The sequence below is a fragment of the Rhizobium sp. CB3090 genome, from assembly GCF_029714285.1.
GTDB lineage: Bacteria > Pseudomonadota > Alphaproteobacteria > Rhizobiales > Rhizobiaceae > Rhizobium.
The window spans coordinates 843,266-866,810 of the sequence record NZ_CP121663.1 but is presented as its reverse complement, the minus strand read 5'-3'; the positions used below and the strand labels follow the sequence as shown (position 1 = coordinate 866,810).

Here is a 23,545-nt window from a genome sequence, read left to right as displayed (position 1 = left end):
CTTGATCGCTCCAATGCCGCCGCATCATGGGAGCGTATCGAACTGAGCGCTGTGAAGCCCGGCATAGCCACCGCCGCGAGCCAGCAGCTCCGCGTGCGATCCCTGCTCCGCAATGCCGTTCGGCCCCATGACAATGATGCGATCGGCATTGCGGATGGTCGTCAGCCGATGCGCCACCACCAGGGTCGTGCGTCCCTTCGAGAGGTCCGCCAGCGCCTGTTGGATGGCAAACTCGGTTGCCGTGTCGAGCGCGGACGTTGCCTCATCGAGGATCAGGATCGGCGGGTTCTTGAGGAAGATGCGCGCGATGGCAAGACGCTGCTTCTGCCCACCCGACATTTTCACACCGCGTTCGCCGGTCGACGTGTCCAGGCCGTCGGGCAGGGAGCGGACGAATTCGTCGAGCGATGCGCGACGCAGCGACTCCATGATGTCCTGATCGGTCGCGCCGAGCTTTCCATAGGCGATGTTCTCGCGAATGGTCGATCCGAACAGGAACACGTCCTGCTGCACGATGCCGATCTGGCTACGCAAGGAGGCCTGCGTCATATCGCGGATGTCGATGCCGTCGATGGTAATGCTGCCGCCCGTCACATCGTAGAAGCGCGGCAGCAGCGAGCAGATCGTCGTCTTGCCAGTTCCCGAAGCGCCGACGAAGGCGATGGTCTCTCCAGCCGATATAGTCAAGTTCAGGCCGTCGAAGATCGTACCCTGATCCGAATAGCCGAAGCTCACGTTCTTATAGACGATATCGCCTTTGAGATGGTCGACCGCAATCGCGTTCGATCGGTCGGCGAGATCGGGCTGTGTGTCAATCAGCGACAGGAAGCGTCTGAAGCCGGCAATGCCCTTCGGATACATTTCAAGCAACGAGGTGATCTTGTCGATCGGGTGGAAGAAGACGTTGATCAGCAGCAGGAAGCTGACAAAGCCGCCATAGGTCAGCTCGCCGGAAACGACGAACCAGGTTCCAGCCACCATCACCACGAGCTGCACGAGGCGCGTGCTGAAATAGCTGAGCGCGATGCTCGCCGTCATATAGGCATAGGCGTTGAGCTTGGTGGCCTTATAGTCCTCATTGTTGCGGGCAAACAGCCGGCTTTCGTAATCCTCATTGGCGAAAGCCTTGACGACACGGATACCGCCGACGCTCTCCTGTACGCGGATGTTGAAGTCACCGACCTTGGTGAACAGGCTCCGCCAGTTCAATGTCATCTTCGCGCCGTAGCGGCTGACCAGCCATGTCATGAACGGCACGATGACGGTCGTCAGCAGCGCCAGCTTCCAATGCACCGAAAACATCAGCAGGAAGGCGCCGATGAAAGTCATAATGGCGATGAAAACGTCCTCGGGTCCGTGATGGGCGATTTCGCCCACCTCCTCGAGATCCTTGGTGACATGAGTGATCAGATGCCCGGTTCTGTTGTTGTCGAAATAACGGAATGAGAGCTTCTGGATGTGGTCGAAGGCCTGACGACGCATGTCGGATTCAATCGAGATGCCGAGCGCATGGCCCCAATAGTTGACCACGGCCATCAGGGCGGTGTTCAGCGCATAGACGACCAGCAGCAATGCAGCGGTCGTTGCAATCAGACCCCAGTCACGACTTGGCAGCAGCTCATCGACAAAGAGCTTGACCGCCAACGGAAAGCCCAGTTCCAGGAGGCCGGCGACAACAGCGCAGCCAAAATCCAAGAAAAATAAGGTTTTATAGCGCGCATAATAGGAAAAGAAGCGACGAAACATGAATGCCCTCCAAGGGCACGAGAGATCATATTGTTAGACAAGGATGGACTGAACAGCAGTCCGCATTCGGCATCGCTGTTCAGCGTTGATTGGTGCCGAAATGTCTCATCTAATCGATCTCCCTCATGGGTCGCAGGAACCTTATAATCGACGAACCAGGCGTTGTCATCCCCAACGGCAAATTGGTGTGGCGATGCAGGGCGATTTACGCGCCGCGTGCCGCTCGGAGAGCCACGACACACGACGGCAAATCAATGCGCGTTATATTTCGCGTCGACGTCGTTGATTGCCTTGACGTTTCCGGCCGAGCGGCCCTGCTCGTCGAATGTATGCGCCAGGAAGGTGTCGGCGATGGCCTTGGCAAGTTCCGGTCCGATGACGCGCGAGCCCATCGTGATGATCTGCGCGTTGTTCGAAAGTGCTGCACGTTCGGCCGAATAAGTGTCATGTGTCAGTGCTGCGCGGATGCCGGGCACCTTGTTGGCCGAGATGCTGACGCCGATGCCGGTGCCGCAGACGAGGATCGCCTTGTCATAGGTGCCATCGATGACGCCCGAGGCGACGCGATCGGCAAGGTTCGCGTAGAAGGCATCGGGACCGGTGTCGGTACGCGAGACTTCCTGCACGTCGTAGCGGTCCTTCAGATGTTCGGCGAGAATTTTTGCCAGGCCTTCGCCGGCGCTGTCTCCTGCGATTGCAAGCTTCATCATTTGTCTCCTTGGAGTTTGGCGGCGCATTGGGCAAGGATGCCGAGATAACCCTCAGCGCTCCAGGCAGAACGACCGATGAAAAGCCCGTCGATATGCGGGCACGATATGAGTTCTTCGCAGTTCTCGGGATTGACCGATCCCCCGTAAAGACAGGGGATTTTGCGACCGAGCACATCCTGCGCGACCGATATGATCTCGGCATGGCGTGCATCGGCATAGTCTGGCGAGGCGGGAATTCCTCTTTCGCCGATTGCCCAGACAGGTTCGTAGGCAAGAAGGATCTGTGCGGCCTTCTGCGCCTCGGACAGCTTCGAAAAAGCGCCGAGAACCTGGGTTTTCAAAATATCGGTCGCCCGGCCGCTTTCCCGGTCGGCCAGCGTCTCGCCGATGCAGATGAGCGGGATCAGGCCGTGGCGTATAGCGGCTTCGGTCTTCAGGCCGACGGTCTCGTCGGTCTCGCCAAAATGCTCGCGGCGTTCGGAATGGCCGAGCTCGACGATATCGAGATTGCAATCCCTGAGCATGAGGGGAGAAATCTCGCCGGTCCAGGCACCCTCATCGGCCCAGTGCATATTCTGCGCACCCACCTTGACCGATGTGCCGGCAAGCAGAGCCTTGACCTGCCGCACCGCCGTAAACGGCGGAATGATGAAACGCTGGATCGCCGGATCCCTTTCGCTATCGGTGGCGCGTAGCGTCTCCGCATAGCTGCTGGCTTCCGCCAGCGTCTTGTTCATCTTCCAACTGGTTCCAACCCAATATCGAGGTGCGGCGCTCATGTCGTCTTCTAATCCGAGGCGATGATCAGGTTGATGTTGGCGCGTTCGAGCTCTTTGGCGGCGGCGGGCTCGGGTGCGCTGTCGGTAATAATGGCGTCGAAAGCGGAGAGATCGGCCATGACATGCAGGGCGGTGTGTCCGATGCGCTGGTGATTGACCAGCAGGCAGGTCTTGCTCGCAGATGCGATCATAGCGCGTTTCGCGCGTACGACATTGTCGTCCATGTGATAGGCGAGGGTGCCGGAAACGGCCGGCGTCGAGATAAAGGCGATATCCGCCCTGAGGCGAAACAGCGCTTCCTCGGTCACAACCCCCAGAAACGCGTTGAATTTCTGTGAGTATATGCCCCCTAACGCGATCAGCGTGATGCCGCTTTCGTTCTTCAGCCTCTCGATGATCGCGGCATTGTTGGTGATCAGCGTCAGCGGACGCTTCTGCAACAACATCTCGCCGAGAACGGCGGCCATGGAGCCGTCGTTGACCATGACTGTCATGCCCGGCTCGATAAGTTCCAGCGCGCGACGCGCCATTGCGATCTTGGCCTCATTGCCTTGGCGTTCGCGGATGCGGAAGTCGCTTTCGAACTGCATCCCCGCATCGATCGTCGCGCCGCCCCGGATCTTACGGACGACGCCGGCCTGTTCGAGGTCGTCGAGATCGCGATGAATGGTCATCTTCGACACAGCAAAGCGATCGGCTAGGTCGTCGAGGTCGACGCTCTTATGCTCGACGAGCAAGTTGATGATCGATTGTTGCCGTTCTTCTCGTTTCACCCTGATGCTCCAGATCGATGCCGCGGAATGTAACACGTTTATCACACAGTTCCACATTAGTTTTGTTAATTTGTTATAATTTCATGTGGCGTGAGAGGTTGCAGAAGCGCCTGCGCGGTTCGTTCGTCGGTAATCAGACAGTAGAGGCACCTGCTCTTGAGGACTGCGCGAATGGCCTCTGCCTTCGCAACGGCGTCAGCCGGGGCGAAAAGGCTTGGGCGACATGGGTGTAATTGCCCCCGAAGCGCTTGGATGGACGGAACAAAGGCCTTACGGCTGAGATCGAAGACGTCGTCACGATCATGTCGACATTTCATGGCCGACGGCCGGACGACGGGCCGCGCGGCTGTTTCCGGAAGCCAGAACCACAGTCGGCCCGGCTTCCGGTTGACGAACATCTGATCCGGCCCAGCGAGGGCTGAGCCGGCGCATCTCTGAGCAATTCAGCTCTGAAAATCGCTCCGCGGCTTTATTGGAATGGCTTTAGGAGAAGACCGGATCGAGCGCACCGGACTTGTAGCGCTTGGCCATTTCCGAGACCGATAGCGGCTGGATGCGTGTCGCATGACCTGCCGTTCCAAACTGCTCGAAGCGTTCCTTGCAAAGCTTCGTCAGCGCCGCCATTGCGGGCTTCATATATTTCCGCGGGTCGAACTCGCTCGGATCTTCCTGCAGCACGCGGCGAATCTGGCCCGTCATCGCCATGCGGCCGTCGGTATCGATGTTGATCTTGCGCACACCGTTCTTGATGCCGCGCTGGATCTCTTCGACCGGCACGCCCCAAGTGGGCTTCATCTGACCGCCGTACTTGTTGATGATCTCCTGCAGTTCTTCCGGAACGGAAGAGGAGCCGTGCATCACCAGATGCGTATTCGGCAATTTGCGATGGATCTCTTCGATCACATTCATCGCCAGCACCTTGCCGTCGGGCTTACGGGAGAACTTGTAGGCGCCATGCGAGGTGCCCATGGCGATCGCCAAGGCATCGACCTTCGTTTCCCGTACGAATTTGACCGCCTCCTCGGGGTTGGTCAGAAGCTGGTCGTGCGAGAGCTTGCCTTCGGCGCCATGGCCGTCCTCCGCTTCGCCCATGCCAGTCTCCAGCGAGCCGAGGACCCCGAGCTCTCCCTCCACCGATATGCCACCGAGATGCGCCATATCGGTGACTGTCTTCGTGACGCCGACATTGTATTCCCAATCGGCCGGTGTCTTGGCGTCGGCCTTCAGAGAACCGTCCATCATCACCGAGGTGAAACCGGCCTGAATGGCCGTCATGCAACTGGACGGATCGTTGCCATGGTCCAGATGGATGCAAAGCGGGATGTGAGGATAGATCTCGGCGACGGCATCCATCATATGTTTCAGCATGATGTCGTTGGCATAGGCTCTGGCGCCGCGCGATGCCTGCATGATGACGGGCGCGTTGACAGCATCGGCAGCCTCCATGATGGCGAGCGCCTGTTCCATATTGTTGATATTGAACGCGGGTACGCCATAACCATGTTCTGCTGCGTCATCGAGCAACTGTCTCAATGTGATGCGTGCCATTCAAGCTCTCTCCCTTTAGCATTGCGAGCGACTGCGATCATTTTGATACTTAGCGGGGTGTCATTTCGATTGCATCGGAGGGTGGTTACAAGCGTTGTAGCCGGATGCGTAGATCAAGAATGACAGGAACCTCCCGGAAACGTCATGGAAAGCCCATAACATTCCATCAAAATTCATAACAGCATAAACTAACAAGATCACATGGTTTGTGACGTTTGCTTCGTGCTTATGAGAAATCGCGAGGGAATTCAGCCTTTTCGTCTGCCCTGACACTCAGCCTCATTGGCAGAACCGCGTGGCTTAGCGATCAGCAGCGGTTGAAAGCGACCGGCGGACTGATAGATAGTGGCAGGCTTGTTGGGCGGCGGGGCGTCGCGAAGGTCCGTGCGCCCTGCTTCAGGGTAGGGACCGCCTATTCGCAGATCCCGGCGGAACAGCGGTTCTATCGAAAAAAAGAAGGGATTGGATCGACCGTCTCGGGGGATAGAGCATGATAGACCCGAACCCAAAACAGCGCTTCGCTTGTCCGTTGGCTTCGTTCGGCGATCAGAGCCCGTATCAGCGCTTCCGAGCCGGCCATATCGTGCCAGCTCGTTTTCAATCCACTGGCAGCTTGGCTCACCGCCTCCTCGGCTTCGTCCGTTTGGCCCATCTTGCTTTGGCTCATCTTCCTTCACCTAACGTAAGGATATACGACTGCCTTCGTTAACGTCATTCCCCTCATATGCGGGGATGCTCTTGTTTGTGGAACCAATCTCGCGGTAAGATAGTATGAAATCCAGGTGACGCATCATGCGGGGAACGTCAGACAACCCAAGGTTTGAGCACGCCTTCAATGAGATCAAAGCGGCGCCCAATGTCGACACCGCCATTCGATCTCTGCAGGCGGCATATCACGTCGACTATGTGACTTATCATCTCGCGCAGACGATTATGGATACGATCGACGCGCCGTTCGTTCGTACGACCTATCCCGATGCTTGGGTCTCCCGGTATCTTCTCAATGGTTACGTGAAGATCGACCCCGTTGTGAGGGAAGGCTTTCTGCGGCAACTTCCGTTCGATTGGAGCGAGGTGGAGCCGACGCCAGAAGCTTACACGCTGTTGGTCGATGCGCAGAAACATGGGCTGGGTGGCAACGGTTACTCCATTCCCGTCGTCGACAAGGCCAGACGCCGGTCGTTGCTTTCTATCAATTCAGCTTTGTCAGCCGACAGATGGCAGGAATTGGTCGCGGGTTGTCGGGAGGAATGGACAGAGCTTGCTCATCTCATCCATACCAAAGCTGTGCTGGAACTCTATGGCGAACATGATCCTGTGCCATCCCTGAGCCCAAGGGAAATCGAGTGCCTGCATTGGACGGCGCTTGGCAAGGATTACAAAGACATTGCCCTGATTCTCGACATTTCCGAGCATACGACGCGTGATTATCTAAAGACGGCGCGGTTCAAGCTGGGCTGCGCCACACTCTCGGCTGCCACGACCAAAGCCGTACAGCTCCGCATCATCACGCCCCTCGTAAATCCCCTCAAATGAGGGGCTCCATTTGCGGGATTTCCGACCGCGGCTTTCCGGCCCATTCTTGCCTTACGACAGCAACTGTTGGAGGCGAAAATGTTCATAGTTATTCAGGCACATGAATATCATAAATATGCGAACATCCTCGATCAGATGTTCCGTCTTCGTAAGAAAATCTTCGCGGATACGCTCGGCTGGGACGTAACCGTCGTCGGACCCTACGAGCGCGACAGCTACGATGCTCTCGGCCCCGCTTATCTTGTATGGTGCGACGAGCGGCGTATGCGGCTCTATGGCGGGATGCGGCTCATGCCGACGACAGGGCCGACACTTCTCTACGACGTCTTCAGGGACACGTTTCCGGCCGCAACCGATCTCGTTGCCCCGGGAATCTGGGAAGGAACGCGCATGTGCATCGACGAAGCTGCCATCGCGAACGATTTTCCCGATATCGATGCCGGCCGGGCATTCAGTCTTTTGTTGCTCGCACTTTGCGAATGCGCTCTCGACCATGGCATCCATACCATGATTTCCAATTACGAACCCTATCTCAAGCGGGTGTACAAGCGCGCCGGTGCCGAAGTGGACGAACTTGGCCGCTGCGACGGCTACGGGAAATATCCTGTTTGCTGTGGTGCATTCGAGGTCTCGGAACGTGTTCTGGCGAATATGCGGCGCATGTTGAATGTCTCGGCTCCGCTTTATGTTCGCCCCAAGCCGATACGATCCGTTACAACCCGACTGTTGGAGATCGCGGCGTGAAAAACGTGACCTTCGTGTTTCGAATGAGGAGGCGCCCATGCCCAATGACGATAGTCTGAGAGTGCGTGAATTTGTCAGAATGTTCAGGCTGATTTCCTCGGCAAAGGAGGCGGCCGAAGCGCTACAGCTTCGCAACCTGGTCCACCTGACGAATATGGCGCTGCTGCAGGTGGCACTGGACTGGGATGGTCTGGACCCGGAACATGACCCCGACATCGATCTGGGAGGGCTCGTCCGCGAGAAAGCGCGGATTGCGATGAAGAACGGCAGAGAGAACCTGCTCGTTCTACCCCATTCGTGAACTGCGAAGCTTGCCGCCGGCCCATTCAATGTATTCCATTTGGCCGGGTGGGACGTCTTCGTCGACCTGATCCGATCGAGAGCAGTACGGAGGAAGCCAGAAGGGTGTCGCGCTGCTTGGAAGATGGCGGCATCCGAACCGGTGCGAAATCGAAAAAGGCCCCGCAGAATGATCTGTTTACGCAGCGGGGCCATTACACGACCTGTCAGTGCCAGGTCTGTCGGTTATACCAGGTATCAATGTCACGCCGGACGCGATCTCTTTGCAAACCATAGCGTTCCTGGATTTTGCCTTCGAGCTGATCTAAACGCCCGTCGATCTGATTGAGGTCGTCATCCGTGAGCTTACCCCACTGCTCTTTTACCTTGCCTTTAACCTGCTTCCAGTTTCCTTCGACTCTGTTCCAATCCATGATCTGCTCCTGCTATCTTGGTGTGGATAGTGAGATAACGCAGTTTAGCTATCTTTGTTCGGCAGGGAGACTTGCTGCGCGCAATGGAAATAATAGGTCAGGTAGACTTATGAAAATCCGCGGAGGTGTGCCGCGAGTTAATTAGCTTCGGGCACGCAACGCATAAAAGTTGCCGTTAGATGGGCTTAAAATCAATCTTAAGGCGCGTCTGTCGCCGACTCTGGCTTGTTCATCCCTATTGAGCCATCATTTTTTAGGCCCGCCGCGAAGCTGGGCAAGCAAGCGACGGGCCAGGGCACCACTGCTTGGTTCATGCGATGCCCGGTGGCGCCCCTGCCACCCGCTTTCGAACCAACATGAGGTGGGAAAGTTCCCGCGCATTTTCGGAAAGCTCGGTTAAAGAAATGCGCCTTTTATACAGGCCGCATTTCTTAACCGAGCTACTATTTAAAGACGTCTTTCCTACTTCTATGGCCGCCGCACGACCCGCATAACAAGCGAGACGATAAACAGAACCAAGAAGACAAAGAATAGAAACTGGGCGATCGAAGCAGAGGCACCTGCGATTCCTCCAAATCCGAGAACACCGGCAATCAGCGCCACAACAAAAAATACCAGAGCATAGTAAAGCATCGTGGTCTCCTTTCGATTGATGTAGGAGATAACGGAGCGCTTCGGTATTGGTTCCGAGACACCATGCCCTGGCCAATCTGATCTTTCGAGTTTGGCTAGATCCCCATCATTCGGGTCAGGCAACGGGATGCTGGCGATGAACAGGGCCAAGCCCTCCAATTCGTCGGCTATCCAAATTCGAATGCATGCTGAAATGATCTGTCGCCCTCATCGGGTTCCGGCGGTTCCGCTGCCTGAAGATAGAATTTGACAGGCGCCGTCAGAACGAACCAAATGGTTGCTCCGAACAAAAAGCACGCGCCCACAGAGTCACCAGAGCCGATGAAAAACGGGAGGCTGGCGGACATGAACAAGACAGTCATTCTCACGGACCATTCTGCTTCTCGCCTTGCGACTGCATGTGTCCTGAGGCGCGCATATTCCCGCCGGCCATAGGTATCGGCTTTTCGCATCGAGCAAAGTAGCTTCCAAAGGGAGGGAAAGGCCAGCATGATGAGAGCTGAAACGCTGACGAGAAGCCCTATGCCGTGTAGAAAATGTCCAGCAGCAATCAAAAGAAGCAGGAGCACGGCCAGGTGCCAGGTCGGCTCGAGCCGCTCTGGAGGCTGACCGGAATAAATATGCCAGGTTCGAAGCCAATTGGCTGCGCCATCGAGCAGCGGCTGATCGATGTAACGATTGATCCATTCCATTGTAAGTGGTCCCATTGCCGGAGGAGAAGGGAACACCACGCAAATCAGTCATCATCGTGGCAATGCTATTCACAACCAGCGAATGGCTACCACGGCAGGCGCCTTACGGTGGCCGGAACTTCATGAATAGCCTCCCGTTTATAGCCATCTCTTATGGACGGACGGCATGCAATTCACCGATACAGGCACCGCGTTCAATGACGCGGCCGCGCCAATCGAATTCAACGGCAAAGGAGTCGAACCTTGAACACTGCCAATCTTCAACTCGAAGGTCTTCTCACGGCGGTCGCTTCGATCAATGCCCTTCTGGTCGACAGCGGCATCGTTTCTCGTAGCGATATGCAGCAGGCGTTGGAACGTGCACAGCACGGTGTCAACGGCGAGGCTCGTGGTCTTTCAGAAGCCAATCGAAAGGCCATGCTCTTCCCCATCCGCTTGCTGTTGCTCGCCAACGAAGACTCGGGTCCGGGGAAATCCAGAACTTTCGCCGAATATGCAGAGGCGGTCGGCAAATCATCCTGAAGGATGGCCTACGCCCGAGACATGGCCGAAGAGAGTGCCGCCGCGCCGAGAGAGTTTGCGGCAAGTTGGATGAGGCTCTGATGAGCGAGCCATGACGCGCGGTGAGCTACAGATGGCCGCGGGGTGTCGTCCTTCTAAGGCTGCTCCCGGGTGCCTGGCGCAGCCGTTCGTTCGTCCGCATCTTCAAGATCGCTTTTTACCAGAAACGCGTCGGTATGTTCGCTGACTGCTTCTCGCAGCGCGTCCAACTTCGGCACGTCGTCACTCTCGATCTCGGTCTTATCGAGATGAAATTCGCCGCTTATCTGTCTTTCCGCACGTTCCCAATGTTCGAGATGTCGACCTTCCGGTCTGCCTTCGTTTTCCCAGATGGCGTAGGCTCGCTCTCGGATTTCCTTTTCGACGTCTCTTGTTGCCGGTCCCCGCGCTTGCGATTGATCGGCTGTTGGCGAATTGGTTGGTCTGTCATCTGCCATCGATCATCTCCTTTTCGCCTTATCAATCGACGCGAGGAGAGTATGTTCCGTGACCAGGCTTGCCTTTTTGCCCATTCAACGCAAATTATCGACGCAGTTGTTGTCGGCTGATGCAAGCCGCTCTTAGCGATCTATTTGAGCATGATGCCTTTATCGGTAAGACCTCGTCTCAGCCGGTCGATTACAGCATGCCGTGTCTCCGACCATTCTCTGGTTTTTGCCCAATACTCGATCATCAACACCGTCTTCTCGGCAGTAAGATCGTCCGAATAGACGCGAGCAGGCGGATCCTTTCGCACTCGTTCGTCCGATCTGACGAGTTCGAGGATCGTCTGCATCACCATGTCGAGATCGACATCATTGCCGACAGCGACCGACAGTCGCTGGCGCCGGCTGACCTCACGACTGTGATTTTTGATCGGCGTATTCCAGAGCGTGGAATTTGGAGCCATCAGATAGAGGCCGTCGGCCGTCTTCATCTCGGTTGCGAACAAGCCTATTTCGAGAATACGTCCTTCGATGTTGGTCGTCTCGATATATTCACCAACGCGCAGCGGCCGGAGCACCAGAAGCATGATGCCGGCTGCAATGTTTTGAAGTGTGCCTTGCAACGCCAAGCCGATTGCCAGGCCTGCCGCGCCGAGAGCTGCAACGATTGATGCGGTCTGAATGCCGAATTGCGCCAGCACGGCGACAAAGACAAAGATGAGAATGCCGTAGTACAGGACGTTTTCGAAAAAGCGGGCGAGCGTCTCATCGATCCCATGTATTCTCGACAGACCTTGATAGGCCCACCGGCTGAAGATCCCGGAAAGAAACCAGCCGACAATGAGAAGAATGACGGCGCCGAGGATGGAGAAGCTATATTGTACAACCAGTGCCGCTGCTTGGCTGAAGGCGGCGCGCGCGGCAAGAATAAGGTTGACCGGCTGATTTTCCATAAGAAAAGCATCCTTTAAAGATAGTGGCGACTATGATTTGACCTGAAATAGTTCGTTGCAGCCGTTTTCAACCGAGATGTTGTTGTTTCTGCCGAGGCGAAGCTTACGCCCCGGCTGGTATCAAGACGGCGTGTCACGGCCGCGTTCTGATGAGATCTTCTTCCTCATCACGCTGCCTTCCGCCAAGGGCGGCTGCGGCAGAGGCGATAAACGCACCAACGATCAGCGACAAGGAGCCCAGCAAGGTCGTTGTAACCGCTGCCTTGCGAGCTTGATCTGCGGCCTTTTGTGCCGCCACCTTCGCATCGTTGATCCTCTTCAATACGGCATCAACGCGCGCTTTGGCATCTGCATCGGATAGACCCGTTCGTGATACGACGATAGTTGCCAGATAATTCTTGTCATCATCAGAAACCTGGCCTTGAGCTGCGCCATTGAGCAATATGCGTGAAATCTCCGCGGCCGAAGCGTTTTCGTCGGCCGGATTTCGCGTGCGATTTTGCTCGGCTCGAAGCAGCACATCGGTGAAATATGAGGTAGATAGGTTGTTCGCCGGCGCACCCGAAGAGACGGCGGCTGCCGTTCCGGAGACGCCTGCCATGGTCGCGGCGGTGCTGACGGACTGCGCACCGGCTCCCGCCAGAGAGGTGAGCGATGAGGCCAAAAAACCAGCGACGAAGATTGTTGCCAAAGCCCAGCTTATAAAGCCATGCGCTGTATCGCGAAAGAAGACCTCGTCGGTATGAACGGCGGTCCATTTTGTGCGAAGCCGGCCGGTGAGATAGCCGCCGAAGGCTGACGACAGCCATTGGACGACCACTAACCAGATCGCTGCGGTAATGCCTATCGAACCTGCCGACGCGCTTTGAGCCGACCAGGGAGAAACCATAGTAAGGCCAACGCCGGAGCCGAGCAGGAGTAGGATGAGACTAATTCCCGTGGCCGAAACAGCACCGCCGATAATAGGCCCCCAGGAAATTGCAGAATTGGAGGATTCGACCGGAGCCACGGAGGCTTCGGACTTGTTCAAGGAGACGGACATCATTGCCTCCTATCGCATGAAGAGGACAAGAAGGATGACGATCGGCAGAGGGATGCCAAGAAGCCAAAGAAGAATACCGCGACCCATGATGAGACCTCCGTATCGAATGACTGCTTTGATACTGCAGCTTTGAACGCAGCCTGCGGACCCATTGTTCCGTAACCAAAGAAATTCGATGGGAAAGCAACGGATTACATGAAAATCGCAATTTTTGCATTGAGGAGTTCACGCTCGTGAGCCGAACATGAAGAGTTCAAAACAGAAGGGCCCCGCCGGTCTTACGGGCAGCATCTGCGCAATGCTCTATTTTCGCAGGCGTGAGCAGGCAGACCAGCGACAGGAAAATCAAGGTCTTCTGACGATCGCCCTTTGTATTGCATAAGCGATGCACATATGAAAAAGAACTCGCAGCCCTCTGGCGGATAGCGGCGAGTTCTCTTCATTCAGTCCGCCGCAACGCAGTCATCTGTCCGCATTGCGGCTGCGCGAAATTCTTCGACTCAGCACCGCCCCGAATTCCACTAAATAATTGCCACATGCCGAGGCATCCCAATAGTCGCTAATATGTATTAGCGCTTTCGGTTCAATCGAATGGACCGGCGAACAAATCCGTTTAGCGCGGAGCTCACGCAGATTGCCGAAGGAGCAAAATTCGCTCTCTCTTTCATGGCCCCGCATCGCACCGCCGCTCGATCCATGAGGCGGTTCGAGAACAGATTTCCCCATTTCCTGGCAAGGAAAGATGGTCTTTCCTTTTTATCTATCGTTTTTATAGAGAATATTGGGCGGCCTCGGATGCTCGATAAGCTGGCAGCTCCGGCCTTTGCGTGACGAGGCGTGGATCAACGAGATGGAGGATCGCATGAAATTCGATTTCATCAGCCGCCTGAAGATGGTCTTCAGCCGTCTTGCGCTTCATCCAGCGGCCGAGCCGGGCGCGTTCAGGACTCCTGTCGAAAGAACGATCGCGTTGGATGATGGCCGTTATCCATCGGCGCGCGATTACGAGTTCTATTATTGGTGCTCTACGCCAGCACCCTGGTATTGAGAGGAAACACGCTATGGCACTGGCCTTCGATCTGCGGCGACCGGTCGCGAGACGGTTTCCGAGCGGCATTCGATCCCGGTTCATTTACGGTATCGAAGTTTGCTCCATTGTCTCGTCCTTCTTGTTTTTGTTCGCCTTCGTAGCGGGAGTATTCTGATGCTCCTTCCCCTGTATTTCAGATACCTTGCACGGGGCGGGTACACCTTCTACCGATTTCCTCAAAGTAAGATGATGGGCGTGCGATGAGCAGGGTGTTGATCTTGCCGGGTCTGTTCGGATCCGGGGAGGGGCATTGGCAGCGCTACTGGCTGCAGGATCAGCCGGACGGACGCCTGGTGGATCAGGACGATTGGGATCATCCGAATCTTCCCGATTGGATGGCAAGGCTTGACGCAGCATTGGAAGAGGCGGGGGAGGCTTACATCGTTGCCCACAGCCTCGGATGCTTGTTGGCCGCGCGGCTGGCGGGCCGACCGACAGCGCGACGGGTCAAGGGCGCGCTGCTCGTTGCGCCCTGTGATCTTCCGGCTACCGAGGCACTTCATGCGGGGCATATTTCGTTCGGAACTATGCCCACCGAGACCTTGCCTTTTCCCAGCATGACGATCGGCAGCCTGAACGACATATATATGTCTCTTGACCGCCTTACGATGTTCGGGCACCTCTGGAATTCCGATATCCGGAATATCGGCCTTGCGGGTCATATCAATGTCGCGAGCGGCTTCGGGCGCTGGCCGAGCGGATATGGTCTGCTGGAGATGCTGAAGGCGCGGGCTAAACACCGGAGACCGCGAAGGTCGATATCCGCGGCCGCCGCCACCGCCTAAAAGGAGGACTTTTCTTCGGATGCATTAGGCGGCATCCTGCGGTAGATTTTAACCCGACGTTCGTCGCCAACAACTTTGCCAAAAACGACGAGCCGCTATTTGGAGGACCCACTATGAGCCTGCGTATCAATGATATCGCTCCCGACTTTACCGCCGACACGACCCGCGGACCGATCCGGTTTCATGATTGGATTGGCGATGGCTGGGCGGTACTGTTTTCACATCCCAAGAATTTCACGCCGGTTTGCACGACCGAACTTGGGGCAATGGCGGGCCTTGAGCAGGAATTCGCCAAGCGCGGCGTCAAGATTATCGGGATTTCCGTCGATCCTGTTGAAAGCCATAGCAAGTGGAAGAGCGACATCAAGACGGCGACGGGCTTTGATGTCGAATATCCGCTGATCGGTGACAAGGATCTCAATGTCGCCAAGCTCTATGACATGCTGCCCGCTGGCGCCGGCGAAAGCTCGGAAGGCCGCACGCCCGCCGACAATGCCACCGTGCGCTCGGTCTTCGTCATCGGGCCCGACAAAAAGATCAAGCTGATCCTCACCTATCCGATGACGACGGGCCGCAACTTCAACGAAATCCTGCGCGCCATCGACTCCATTCAATTGACGGCGAAGCATCAGGTCGCCACGCCGGCGAACTGGCAGCAGGGCGAGGATGTCATCATTACAGCCGCCGTATCCAACGAGGACGCGATCACACGCTTCGGCTCGTTCGATACGGTTCTGCCCTATCTTCGCAAAACAAAGCAGCCGTCGGCCTAATCGGGCCGCTTCGGGAAACGCTGACTCGGAGCTGAGCCGCGTTCCCTTTTCCGCCACGTGATCGCTGACACGGGCTCATCTTGCATTCAGCGCGCTGGAGACAGTCAGCGCTGAATGTGTTTATCCCTGTCGGCAGGAGGCCCCGCCAAGTCAATCCGGCGGCTGTTTAAAGTTATTGTTTAACAATAATATATTTATGTATTTGATTGTTATCAAAGTACTTTTGTGACATCTTACGCGATGTGAAACCAGCGCCTTCCCGAAATATTGCGATTTCGGGTCAAGGCATTAGAAGCGATTGCGGACTCACCGATTTATGTCAGATGGGAGGGTGCCCCGGGCGGACGCTGTCCCTTTCGCCCGCCGAATCGCATCCAAAGCGATCATCGTCAACAAGGTCGCAGCCAGAATGAGAAGGTAGCCGCCGACGGCGCGATAAATGAGGACGCCTAGAATGCCGCCGGTCAGGAAGGCGACAATTGTGTAGAAATGCAGCCGGAGCTTGCTCAGATTGTGTCGCGCCTCTGCCTCGGGCTCGTGTCCACGTAGAATGTCGAAGGCGATTCCGAGTTCGATTCCGAGATCGGTGGCCATGCCGGATACATGCGTGGTGCGCACGCGGGCATCGGAGATGCGGGTAACGACGGCATTCTGCACGCCCATCAGGAATGCAAGGCCGAGAACGAGAACCGGCACACGCCAGGCGGCCAGCAACCAGAGATCCGCACAGCCGAGAAGGGCAAGCAGCGCTGCTTCGGTTAGGATACTGTAGGCGTAAATGGCATGGACGCTACGGCGACGGCCTTCATTGACGATCAGCGTCGACACCGCCGAGCCAAGTATGAACGCCACTACGATGCCGCTATAGAACAGCGCAGAGAGCCACTGGCCAACGGCCAGATGATCGGAGAGCGTGGAAACGTTGCCCGTCATGTTGGCGGAGAAGAAGCCGACGGCATAGAAAGCCGATGCGTTCAGAGCGCCGGCGATGGCAGCAAGCGAGGCCGCAAGGCCGCGATCGATCTTTTCGTTACGGTGAGTACCCTGTCTTACGAGCATATGATGCGAGCTATTGGCGTGACGGCATCGGAAGCGCCGAGAGGGGTGGGTTATGGTTCAGATGTTTTTCGTTGCTTTGCGGAAATAACTTTTTGACTTGATGACGGTGAGGCATTCTCTTGCAGCCGCGCTTGGGCGGCCTCGTTCGTCATCCTGAGCGGTAACTCCATATGATGAGCTCGTCGGCCACGAATGATTCCTTGGTGCATGAAATGACCTCAACTTACTCCGAGGCCTTGCGTCTTTACAAGCGGTGGTTTCTGTCCGTGCGCGAAAGTCTGCAAAGGGCGCGCTTATGAGGCCCTTGGAAGACCCGGTCCCTCCAAATGGCATAGGCTCTCCCTTGAACCTGCGAAGGACTAGCCAATATTCACAGTCGAGAGCGATGTGGGATGGCATTCGACTGGAGGAAGAAAATGTTGAACAACAATGTTTCCTGGATACGGCCAGTCACCATTCGATTGCAATGCGGTCTGGAGCGCAGTTTCTCCGGTGCGTACGATGCACTGGATTTCCTCGAAAATGAGTGGCCCGTCCGGCACGGAAAGCAATATGAGCGCGCAGGTAAAACTTGCCGAGGAGCGTTGAATGGGGTGATCCCCTCGATCGTCGCGCGTGAGGCGTTTCTTGCCGCCTGCCTGGAGGCAGATATGCCGGCGCTGACTTCGCCTCGCAAGGCAGTGCCGCAGCCGGCTTCCGGATTTCCCCGGGCAACGCGCTACATTGGAATTTGAGCCGGACGGCTCCGCCTGAGAGCGGAGCCCCTGGCTGCGGGTACAGGTGTCACTCTCAAACGCCCAACGAACAGAGCAAATCTCTCCGGTTGGCGATGTCCGATATCATCAACGTTACAGGTTGGAGAAGACAATGCCTCCCGAAGAGATGAACGATGTGCTGACCAAGCTGCCACTTCGGATCGGCGCCTATGTGCCCGAGGACTTGCTTGAAGATTGGTTTGCTCCGGGGACCGGGATGAACCCGGTCAGCAAGGCCGCCCTCGACAATGCCGAAGCCTATGGCCGGCGCTTCGAATGCGAATTCAAATATTATCCGGAACGCTATGAGGGCGTGTTTTGGAAGTTCGTACCGGCCATGTAGTGCCGGATCGGATGGTTCAAAATACGAGGTGTGGCGATGCAAACCAACATAATACTGGTGACTGCAACGATAATAATCGGATGCCTGATGGCCTCCTCGGCGATGGCAAAAAGTGACAAGCAATTTCTAAGTGACGCAATCAAAGGCGATAATGCGGAAATCGCACTTGGCCAGTTGGCTGCTCAAAAGGGCGGGAGCGACGGCGTGCGCTCGTTCGGCCAGACCTTGGTCGCCGATCATCGCCAAGCGAAAGACGAAGCTGCCACCCTCGCAGCGAGCCTTGAAGTGAATGTTTCCGAAGGTATCGCCGAAGAGGCGCAACAAGAACTCGGCAAGCTGCAACATTTGGCCGGCTCCGAGTTCGACAAGGAGTTCGTGAGCTTCATGGTGACGGAGCATGAGAAGGCTATCTCCGACTTTAAGGAGAAGGCCGGCGAGGGCAATAGGCAGGTCCCGGAACTTGCGGCGAAAACTTTGCCGACGCTACAGAAGCATCTGCAACTCGCGCAGTCCCTGTCAGGGCATTGAATACGCCGCTCAACGCGTAGTACCCGACTGCGGCCGGTGAACTTGCAGCTGATCCTTGACGGCGGCTATCGCTCTCCGTGGAGCATCTCGCGCAGTTCCCGGACTTGCCGATTCAATGCGTCCAACTGAGCAGGCGTCATGCCTGAGCGTTCCATCAAGGTCTCGCCAAGACAACGGCTGTGGGCGAACAAGGCGCGGCCGGCTTCCGTCAGCCAAACATGAACCTGGCGTTCGTCGACCTTGCTGCGTCGGCGTTCGACATGGCCCGCTTGTTCCAGGCGCTGCACCGGTGGCGTAATCGTGCTCGATTCCAGTGCGAGCCGATCAGCGATCGCGCCGACCGTCAGCCCATCGTTCTCACCCAACGTACATAAGACCAGGTATTGCGGATAGGTGATGCCCATTGAATCCAGCATTGGTTTGTACGTGCGGTTGATAGCAATGCTAGCCGCATACAGCGAAAAACAAAGCTGGTCGTCCAAGGGGACGGGTTTGGGTTCCGACATGGGCATATTTCCAATTGCACTCGTCATTCCTTTATCACAAAAAAGGATATCGCGATAATTTTTGTATACAGCGGCTCGAAACTGCTCTATGCGTATATATATCGCGATAATAAATAGTGCGATATTAAATTAATGGAGATTGAAATGAGCCAGTCGATCAATCAAGCTACGCGCCGAGGTGTCATGACGGCCGGACTCGGCCTGGCCGCTACGGCGGCTGTCATGCCCTTCGCTCAAACCGCACAAGCCTCTCCTGTAAAACAGTCTTCGAAAGGTAAGGACACCATGAGCAGCAGCACGATTACGACCAAGGACGGAACGCAGATCTTCTACAAGGACTGGGGCACAGGTCAGCCCATCGTCTTTCATCACGGCTGGCCGCTGAGCGCCGACGATTGGGACGCACAGATGCTGTTTTTCCTGAATCAGGGCTTCCGCGTCATCGCCCATGATCGTCGTGGCCATGGTCGGTCGAGCCAGACGGCGACCGGCAATGAGATGGACACCTATGCCGCCGATGTCGCAGCGCTTGCGGCTCACCTCGATCTGAAGGACGCCATTCATGTCGGTCACTCGACCGGCGGTGGTGAAGTTGCCCGCTATGTGGCCCAATACGGCGGTAGCGGCAGGGTCTCCAAGGCAGTGCTGATCGGTGCAGTCCCGCCGATCATGGTCAAGTCCGAGAAAAATCCTGGTGGTTTGCCGATCGAAGTGTTCGATGGTTTCCGTGCCGCGCTTGCGGCGAACCGCGCCCAGTTCTTCCACGATATTCCGGCCGGCCCCTTCTATGGCTTCAATCGTCCGGGTGCGACCGTCTCTGAAGGCATCATCGACAATTGGTGGCGCCAAGGCATGATGGGCGGCGCCAAGGCTCACTACGATTGCATCAAGGCTTTCTCGGAAACCGATTTCACCGAGGACCTGAAGAAGATCGAGGTGCCCGTACTGGTGATGCATGGCGATGATGACCAGATCGTGCCGATCGCAGATTCGGCACTTCTGTCTTCCAAGCTGCTCAAGAATGCGACATTGAAGATCTACAAGGGCTTCCCGCACGGCATGGCGACTACCCATGCGGACGTCATCAATGCCGACCTGCTTGCCTTCTTCAAGGCGTAACGTTCTTAAGAAAAATAGAGCGCTCGCCGCGACGCGAGCGCTCTACGGGCAATTGGCAACCTGTCCATACAATTCCGCGTAGCCTGCGAAAACGGCCGCCGCCGGGGCGTGAGGAACCACAGCCATTCATGTCGCCGCGACCAGGTAGGTTTGCAAAAATAAGCTGCACTGCTCCTATTGGGATCAATCAAAAATCTCAGGTCTTCGTGCCAGCAGGGAGTCGATGGTGCGGAAGACCTGCTGAAGATGTTTGGCCATATGCTTTTTGGCAGCCGACGAGTTGCCGGCTTCTATCGCCGCCACGATTGCCAGATGCTGCTCATAGAGCTCAGCCAGGTGGCCGGGCTCGGGGAGACTTAGGACGCGAACGCGATCGAGCTGGCCTTTGACATTCTGGATGACCTTCCAGGCCCTTGTCAGATTGACGGACACGGACAGGATGAAATGGAAATTTTCATCCTCCGCCAAGAATCCCTCCGGATCGCTGTTGTCGACCGCGCGCTTCTGCCGCGCCAGGCTCTCATGCAGACGCGCGATGACGGCAGGGTCGGAGATTTCGGCCACGCGTGCCACCACGGATACTTCGAGCGCTTCGCGAATGAACTGCGCCTCCAGGACTTCCGAAACACGGATCGGCGCAACGAATGTGCCGCGCTGAGGAAAGATATCGACCAGCCCATCCTCGGCGAGCTTGATCAGCGCTTCGCGAACCGGCGTGCGGCTGACGCCGAGCATGAGAGCGAGTTCTTTCTCGCTCAGGGCCTGTTTGGGCGTGAGGCGGAGATTGAGGATCGACTGGCGAATATTGCCATAGATCTGCGGCCCCATCGGCAGCTTGGGATCGATGGCAAGCAGGGATGTCGACTGTCTATCGGTCAGTGACAATGATGTCCTCCGGTATAGCGTAGAGCGCTTTTATCACAGGCGAATGGCTGCGCCCATCGCCTCGCTTAATTGACATATTACCATGGTAGTGTATTTGAATCGAGCATAATATGCCTGGTTCAATGGCGTCGGTTTTCAAAGGAAAAGTCAGGATGAGACATACGTGGAGATGGTTTGGACCGATCGACAAAGTCAGCGTCAGGGATGCCGTTCAGGCAGGCGCCGACGGCATCGTCAGCTCCCTCCACCACATTCCGACCGGCGTGGCCTGGCCGTTGGAGGAAATTCGCAAGCGGCAAGATGAGGTCCGGCAGGGTGGATTGGAATGGGAATTGGTCGAAAGCATTCCCGTTTCCGAAAGCATCAAGACCATGTCCGGGGATTGGAAAGAGCATGTGAAAGCGTGGGCGGAGACGCTTCGCCGTTTGGCTGCGGCTGGAATTTCCACGGTCTGCTACAATTTCATGCCCGTTCTCGATTGGACCCGTACGGACTTGCGCTGGACGACTCCAAGTGGAGCGAAGGCAATGCGCTTCGATTTCATCGATTTCATCGCGTTCGATCTGCATATGCTGCAGCGGCCAGATGCTGCTGCCGATTATTCCGCAGAATTGGTGGAGGCTGCCGCTCAGCGTTTTGCCGAGATGCCGGAAGAAAGACGTCAGGAGCTTTCGCGCAGCGTCGGCGCTGGACTTCCGGGGCAGGCGGAAGCCTATACCTTGCCGGAATTGCGTGCGGAACTGGCGCGCTACAGCGCCATTGATGCGGAGCGCCTTCGCGGCAATCTGGTTGATTTTCTGTCCGAGGTCGTGCCGGTCGCAGAGGAATTGGGCATGCGGCTCTGCGCCCATGGAGATGATCCGCCATGGCCGCTTCTCGGCCTGCCGCGCATTCTCTCGACGGAGGCGGACTATGTGCGCATTCTTAAAGCGGTCGACAGCCCCGCCAACGGCGTCACCTTCTGCACGGGTTCACTTGGCGCGCGAGGTGACAACGACCTGCCGGCGATGATTTCGCGGCTGGCCTCCCGCATCCATTTCGTTCACCTGCGCAATGTGCGTCGCGAAACGACGGCACAGCAGGGTTCCTTCTTCGAGGACGAACATCTCGAGGGGAATGCCGATATGGTCGCAGTGATCGCAGCGATCCTTTCGGAAGAGCGGCGGCGGAGGAATGAGGGGCGGGCGGATCATACGATCTTCATGCGGCCCGATCACGGCCAGGAAATCCTGGATGACTTGGCGCGCGGAGCCCAGCCGGGCTATCCTGCCATCGGTCGCTTGAAAGGCCTCGCAGAACTGCGTGGCATCGAGCGTGCCTTGTTGCACCCCCAATATGGATTGGCCCGCTGATGGAACGATTGACTGCCCGCACGCAATTGCAGGATTCGATTCACTCTCCTGCTTATGACAGGCAGGCGCTGAAGCCGGGGATCGTCCATATCGGTCTTGGCGCCTTCCATCGTGCGCATCAGGCGGTCTACACCGATGCGGCGCTGGCGCATGCATATGGAGACTGGGGCATTGTCGGCGTCAGCTTGCGGTCGACGGAGATCGCCTCTGACATGCGGGCGCAGGATTGCCTGTATAGCGTTGTCGCGCGTGACAGCTCCGGTGATAGCGTCAGGGTAGTCGGCTCGATCGTGGAAGCGCTCGCGGCCAGCGCAGACGGGGAGGCCGTCCTTGCGAGGCTCGCCGACCCTTCCGTGCATGTCGTTACGCTGACTGTCAGCGAAAAGGCTTACGGTATCGGTCCCGTCAACGGCGGGCTTGATCGCGCCCATCCCGCAATCGCCAAGGATCTGAAATCGCCGACCCAACCGACGGGCGTGATCGGTTATTTGACCGAAGGACTTGCGCGGCGGCGGGATATGGGTTTGCCGCCATTCACTGTCCTTTGCTGCGACAACCTGCCGAGCAATGGCCGCATCGTCCGGCGTCTTGTGACGGAGATGGCCGAAATGAGGGATACCGCGCTAGCCGCCTGGATTGCCGAAAACGTGTCCTTTCCGTGCAGTATGGTGGACCGCATCGTTCCGGCCGCAACGGCGGAAACCCGCGCCCGTGCCGAAAGGCTGCTCGGAGTGGAGGACAGGCTGTCGATCGAGGCGGAGACTTTCTCGCAATGGGTGATCGAGGATGATTTCGTTTCCGATCGCCCCGCCTGGGAAGCGGGCGGCGCACTCTTTGTTAGAGATGTCGAGCCCTATGAGAAAATGAAACTGCGGCTGCTGAACGGTTCGCATTCGCTGATCGCCTATCTCGGGCAATTGCAGAAGCTCGAATTCGTTCGCGACGTCATGGGCGTGCCGGAGAATGTCGCGCTGGTCCGACGGCACATGCAGGCGGCGGTTCGCACGCTTGATCCCGTGCCCGGTATCGACCTTGCTCACTATATGGATCAGCTTGTGGAGCGGTTCGCCAACCCGGCCATCGCGCATCGCACCCTGCAGATCGCCATGGACGGCTCGCAGAAGCTGCCGCAGCGCCTCTTCCAGCCCGCCGTCGACGCCCTTTCATTGGGAAGCGACGGAGCGGAATTCGCCTTCGCAACGGCTGTCTGGATAGCCTTTGTCAGGCAGGCCGATACCTTGGACGATCCACGCTCCGGGGAACTGTTGAAGGCTGCGGCTGACGCAAACCAGCCAGATGACGAAACGGCTTCTTTCTTTGCCGTGCCCGGGCTTTTCCCCAGGGAATTGCAGGCAAACCGGGCCTGGAGAAATCGAGTGAATTGGCTGCTGAAATCCCTTTGCTGAGGCAAGAAGCAGTTTATCGAAGGTATCTTAAAATCGGCCTTGCGCCTCCTGGCATTCTTGGATACAAGTATGCAAGCTTCACTTTCGCC

27 protein-coding genes and 2 pseudogenes are annotated in these 23,545 nt (G+C 56.8%); 13 read left to right on the top strand and 16 right to left on the bottom strand.

Annotation, left to right across the window (positions count from 1 at the left end; genetic code table 11):
* Window positions 1-24: 24 nt before the first annotated feature.
* From QA646_RS22670 to QA646_RS22640, 7 genes and pseudogenes are all read right to left on the bottom strand, one after another.
* Window positions 25-1,746, bottom strand: a complete 1,722-nt coding sequence (locus tag QA646_RS22670) for an ABC transporter ATP-binding protein (protein WP_283060487.1) — start codon at window positions 1,744-1,746, stop codon at window positions 25-27.
* Between the two features lie 251 nt (window positions 1,747-1,997).
* Window positions 1,998-2,453, bottom strand: a complete 456-nt coding sequence (locus QA646_RS22665; RefSeq protein ID WP_283060486.1) for an RpiB/LacA/LacB family sugar-phosphate isomerase — start codon at window positions 2,451-2,453, stop codon at window positions 1,998-2,000.
* Window positions 2,453-3,235 (bottom strand): triose-phosphate isomerase, encoded by a 783-nt coding sequence (locus QA646_RS22660; protein WP_283060485.1) that lies wholly within the window; start codon window positions 3,233-3,235, stop codon window positions 2,453-2,455. Before QA646_RS22660 ends, QA646_RS22665 begins: the two co-directional genes overlap by 1 nt.
* Before the next feature lie 8 nt (window positions 3,236-3,243).
* Entirely contained in the window at window positions 3,244-4,008 is a 765-nt protein-coding gene (locus tag QA646_RS22655; RefSeq protein WP_283060484.1) for a DeoR/GlpR family DNA-binding transcription regulator, read from the bottom strand.
* Window positions 4,009-4,073: 65 nt separating this feature from the next.
* Window positions 4,074-4,199 (bottom strand): annotated as a pseudogene (locus tag QA646_RS22650) (sugar-binding domain-containing protein); the annotation flags it as partial.
* A gap of 292 nt (window positions 4,200-4,491) precedes the next feature.
* Window positions 4,492-5,556 (bottom strand): class II fructose-bisphosphate aldolase, encoded by a 1,065-nt coding sequence (fba, locus tag QA646_RS22645; RefSeq protein ID WP_283060483.1) that lies wholly within the window; start codon window positions 5,554-5,556, stop codon window positions 4,492-4,494.
* A gap of 442 nt (window positions 5,557-5,998) precedes the next feature.
* Window positions 5,999-6,208, bottom strand: coding sequence for a hypothetical protein (locus QA646_RS22640; RefSeq protein WP_283060536.1), 210 nt, complete (start codon window positions 6,206-6,208; stop codon window positions 5,999-6,001).
* A 140-nt stretch (window positions 6,209-6,348) separates the two neighbouring features.
* Here QA646_RS22640 and QA646_RS22635 point away from each other — a divergent pair, with 140 nt between their 5' ends.
* The 3 genes from QA646_RS22635 (at window position 6,349) to QA646_RS22625 (ending at window position 8,137) form a co-directional block, all read left to right on the top strand.
* The gene (locus QA646_RS22635; protein WP_283060482.1) at window positions 6,349-7,092 is read left to right on the top strand and encodes a LuxR family transcriptional regulator; all 744 of its coding nucleotides are present in this window, start codon (window positions 6,349-6,351) and stop codon (window positions 7,090-7,092) included.
* Between the two features lie 78 nt (window positions 7,093-7,170).
* Window positions 7,171-7,836: an acyl-homoserine-lactone synthase gene (locus QA646_RS22630; protein ID WP_283060481.1), complete on the top strand. Its 666-nt coding sequence runs from the start codon at window positions 7,171-7,173 to the stop codon at window positions 7,834-7,836.
* A gap of 37 nt (window positions 7,837-7,873) precedes the next feature.
* The gene (locus QA646_RS22625) at window positions 7,874-8,137 is read left to right on the top strand and encodes a hypothetical protein (RefSeq protein ID WP_283060480.1); all 264 of its coding nucleotides are present in this window, start codon (window positions 7,874-7,876) and stop codon (window positions 8,135-8,137) included.
* 205 nt (window positions 8,138-8,342) lie between these two features.
* Here QA646_RS22625 and QA646_RS22620 read toward each other — a convergent pair whose 3' ends face one another.
* The 3 genes and pseudogenes from QA646_RS22620 to QA646_RS22610 all read right to left on the bottom strand — a co-directional run bounded on the left by QA646_RS22620 (window position 8,343) and on the right by QA646_RS22610 (window position 9,929).
* The gene (locus tag QA646_RS22620) at window positions 8,343-8,549 is read right to left on the bottom strand and encodes a CsbD family protein (protein ID WP_283060479.1); all 207 of its coding nucleotides are present in this window, start codon (window positions 8,547-8,549) and stop codon (window positions 8,343-8,345) included.
* Between the two features lie 468 nt (window positions 8,550-9,017).
* Window positions 9,018-9,182, bottom strand: a complete 165-nt coding sequence (locus QA646_RS22615; protein WP_283060535.1) for a DUF1328 domain-containing protein — start codon at window positions 9,180-9,182, stop codon at window positions 9,018-9,020.
* 167 nt (window positions 9,183-9,349) lie between these two features.
* Window positions 9,350-9,929 (bottom strand): annotated as a pseudogene (locus QA646_RS22610) (hypothetical protein).
* A 188-nt stretch (window positions 9,930-10,117) separates the two neighbouring features.
* Here QA646_RS22610 and QA646_RS22605 point away from each other — a divergent pair.
* Window positions 10,118-10,396, top strand: coding sequence for a hypothetical protein (locus QA646_RS22605; RefSeq protein WP_283060478.1), 279 nt, complete (start codon window positions 10,118-10,120; stop codon window positions 10,394-10,396).
* A gap of 134 nt (window positions 10,397-10,530) precedes the next feature.
* On the opposite strand, the gene QA646_RS22600 is transcribed toward QA646_RS22605, so the two are convergent.
* The 3 genes from QA646_RS22600 to QA646_RS22590 all read right to left on the bottom strand — a co-directional run bounded on the left by QA646_RS22600 (window position 10,531) and on the right by QA646_RS22590 (window position 12,855).
* A complete protein-coding gene (locus QA646_RS22600) occupies window positions 10,531-10,872 on the bottom strand; it encodes a DUF2934 domain-containing protein (protein WP_283060477.1) in 342 nt (113 codons plus the stop codon).
* A gap of 131 nt (window positions 10,873-11,003) precedes the next feature.
* Window positions 11,004-11,813: a mechanosensitive ion channel domain-containing protein gene (locus tag QA646_RS22595; RefSeq protein WP_283060476.1), complete on the bottom strand. Its 810-nt coding sequence runs from the start codon at window positions 11,811-11,813 to the stop codon at window positions 11,004-11,006.
* A 133-nt stretch (window positions 11,814-11,946) separates the two neighbouring features.
* The gene (locus QA646_RS22590) at window positions 11,947-12,855 is read right to left on the bottom strand and encodes a hypothetical protein (RefSeq protein WP_283060475.1); all 909 of its coding nucleotides are present in this window, start codon (window positions 12,853-12,855) and stop codon (window positions 11,947-11,949) included.
* An 862-nt stretch (window positions 12,856-13,717) separates the two neighbouring features.
* On the opposite strand from QA646_RS22590, the gene QA646_RS22585 reads away from it, so the two are divergent.
* The 3 genes from QA646_RS22585 (at window position 13,718) to QA646_RS22575 (ending at window position 15,503) form a co-directional block, all read left to right on the top strand.
* Complete coding sequence (locus tag QA646_RS22585; protein WP_283060474.1) at window positions 13,718-13,903, top strand: hypothetical protein; 186 nt, start codon at window positions 13,718-13,720, stop codon at window positions 13,901-13,903.
* Window positions 13,904-14,145: 242 nt separating this feature from the next.
* A complete protein-coding gene (locus QA646_RS22580; RefSeq protein WP_283060473.1) occupies window positions 14,146-14,730 on the top strand; it encodes an alpha/beta hydrolase in 585 nt (194 codons plus the stop codon).
* Window positions 14,731-14,843: 113 nt separating this feature from the next.
* Entirely contained in the window at window positions 14,844-15,503 is a 660-nt protein-coding gene (locus tag QA646_RS22575) for a peroxiredoxin (protein WP_283060472.1), read from the top strand.
* 306 nt (window positions 15,504-15,809) lie between these two features.
* Here the strand turns inward: QA646_RS22575 and QA646_RS22570 are convergent, their stop codons facing one another.
* Window positions 15,810-16,562, bottom strand: a complete 753-nt coding sequence (locus QA646_RS22570) for a YoaK family protein (protein WP_283060471.1) — start codon at window positions 16,560-16,562, stop codon at window positions 15,810-15,812.
* 416 nt (window positions 16,563-16,978) lie between these two features.
* On the opposite strand from QA646_RS22570, the gene QA646_RS22565 reads away from it, so the two are divergent.
* From QA646_RS22565 to QA646_RS22555, 3 genes are all read left to right on the top strand, one after another.
* Window positions 16,979-17,296 carry a DUF982 domain-containing protein gene (locus QA646_RS22565; protein ID WP_283060470.1) on the top strand — a complete coding sequence of 106 codons (318 nt, stop codon included), beginning with the start codon at window positions 16,979-16,981 and terminating at the stop codon, window positions 17,294-17,296.
* Between the two features lie 133 nt (window positions 17,297-17,429).
* On the top strand, window positions 17,430-17,660 hold the full coding sequence (locus tag QA646_RS22560; protein WP_183937891.1) for a hypothetical protein: 231 nt from the start codon (window positions 17,430-17,432) through the stop codon (window positions 17,658-17,660).
* An 87-nt stretch (window positions 17,661-17,747) separates the two neighbouring features.
* The gene (locus QA646_RS22555; protein WP_283060469.1) at window positions 17,748-18,188 is read left to right on the top strand and encodes a DUF4142 domain-containing protein; all 441 of its coding nucleotides are present in this window, start codon (window positions 17,748-17,750) and stop codon (window positions 18,186-18,188) included.
* Window positions 18,189-18,253: 65 nt separating this feature from the next.
* Here the strand turns inward: QA646_RS22555 and QA646_RS22550 are convergent, their stop codons facing one another.
* Complete coding sequence (locus tag QA646_RS22550; protein WP_283060468.1) at window positions 18,254-18,694, bottom strand: MarR family transcriptional regulator; 441 nt, start codon at window positions 18,692-18,694, stop codon at window positions 18,254-18,256.
* A 144-nt stretch (window positions 18,695-18,838) separates the two neighbouring features.
* On the opposite strand from QA646_RS22550, the gene QA646_RS22545 reads away from it, so the two are divergent.
* Window positions 18,839-19,813: an alpha/beta hydrolase gene (locus QA646_RS22545; protein WP_283060467.1), complete on the top strand. Its 975-nt coding sequence runs from the start codon at window positions 18,839-18,841 to the stop codon at window positions 19,811-19,813.
* Between the two features lie 183 nt (window positions 19,814-19,996).
* On the opposite strand, the gene QA646_RS22540 is transcribed toward QA646_RS22545, so the two are convergent.
* Window positions 19,997-20,698 carry a GntR family transcriptional regulator gene (locus QA646_RS22540; RefSeq protein ID WP_283060466.1) on the bottom strand — a complete coding sequence of 234 codons (702 nt, stop codon included), beginning with the start codon at window positions 20,696-20,698 and terminating at the stop codon, window positions 19,997-19,999.
* A gap of 152 nt (window positions 20,699-20,850) precedes the next feature.
* Here QA646_RS22540 and uxuA point away from each other — a divergent pair, with 152 nt between their 5' ends.
* Window positions 20,851-22,050: a mannonate dehydratase gene (gene uxuA / locus QA646_RS22535; RefSeq protein ID WP_283060465.1), complete on the top strand. Its 1,200-nt coding sequence runs from the start codon at window positions 20,851-20,853 to the stop codon at window positions 22,048-22,050.
* Window positions 22,050-23,456 carry a mannitol dehydrogenase family protein gene (locus tag QA646_RS22530; RefSeq protein WP_283060464.1) on the top strand — a complete coding sequence of 469 codons (1,407 nt, stop codon included), beginning with the start codon at window positions 22,050-22,052 and terminating at the stop codon, window positions 23,454-23,456. The genes uxuA and QA646_RS22530 overlap by 1 nt, the downstream gene beginning before the upstream one ends.
* The last annotated feature ends 89 nt before the right edge of the window (window positions 23,457-23,545 follow it).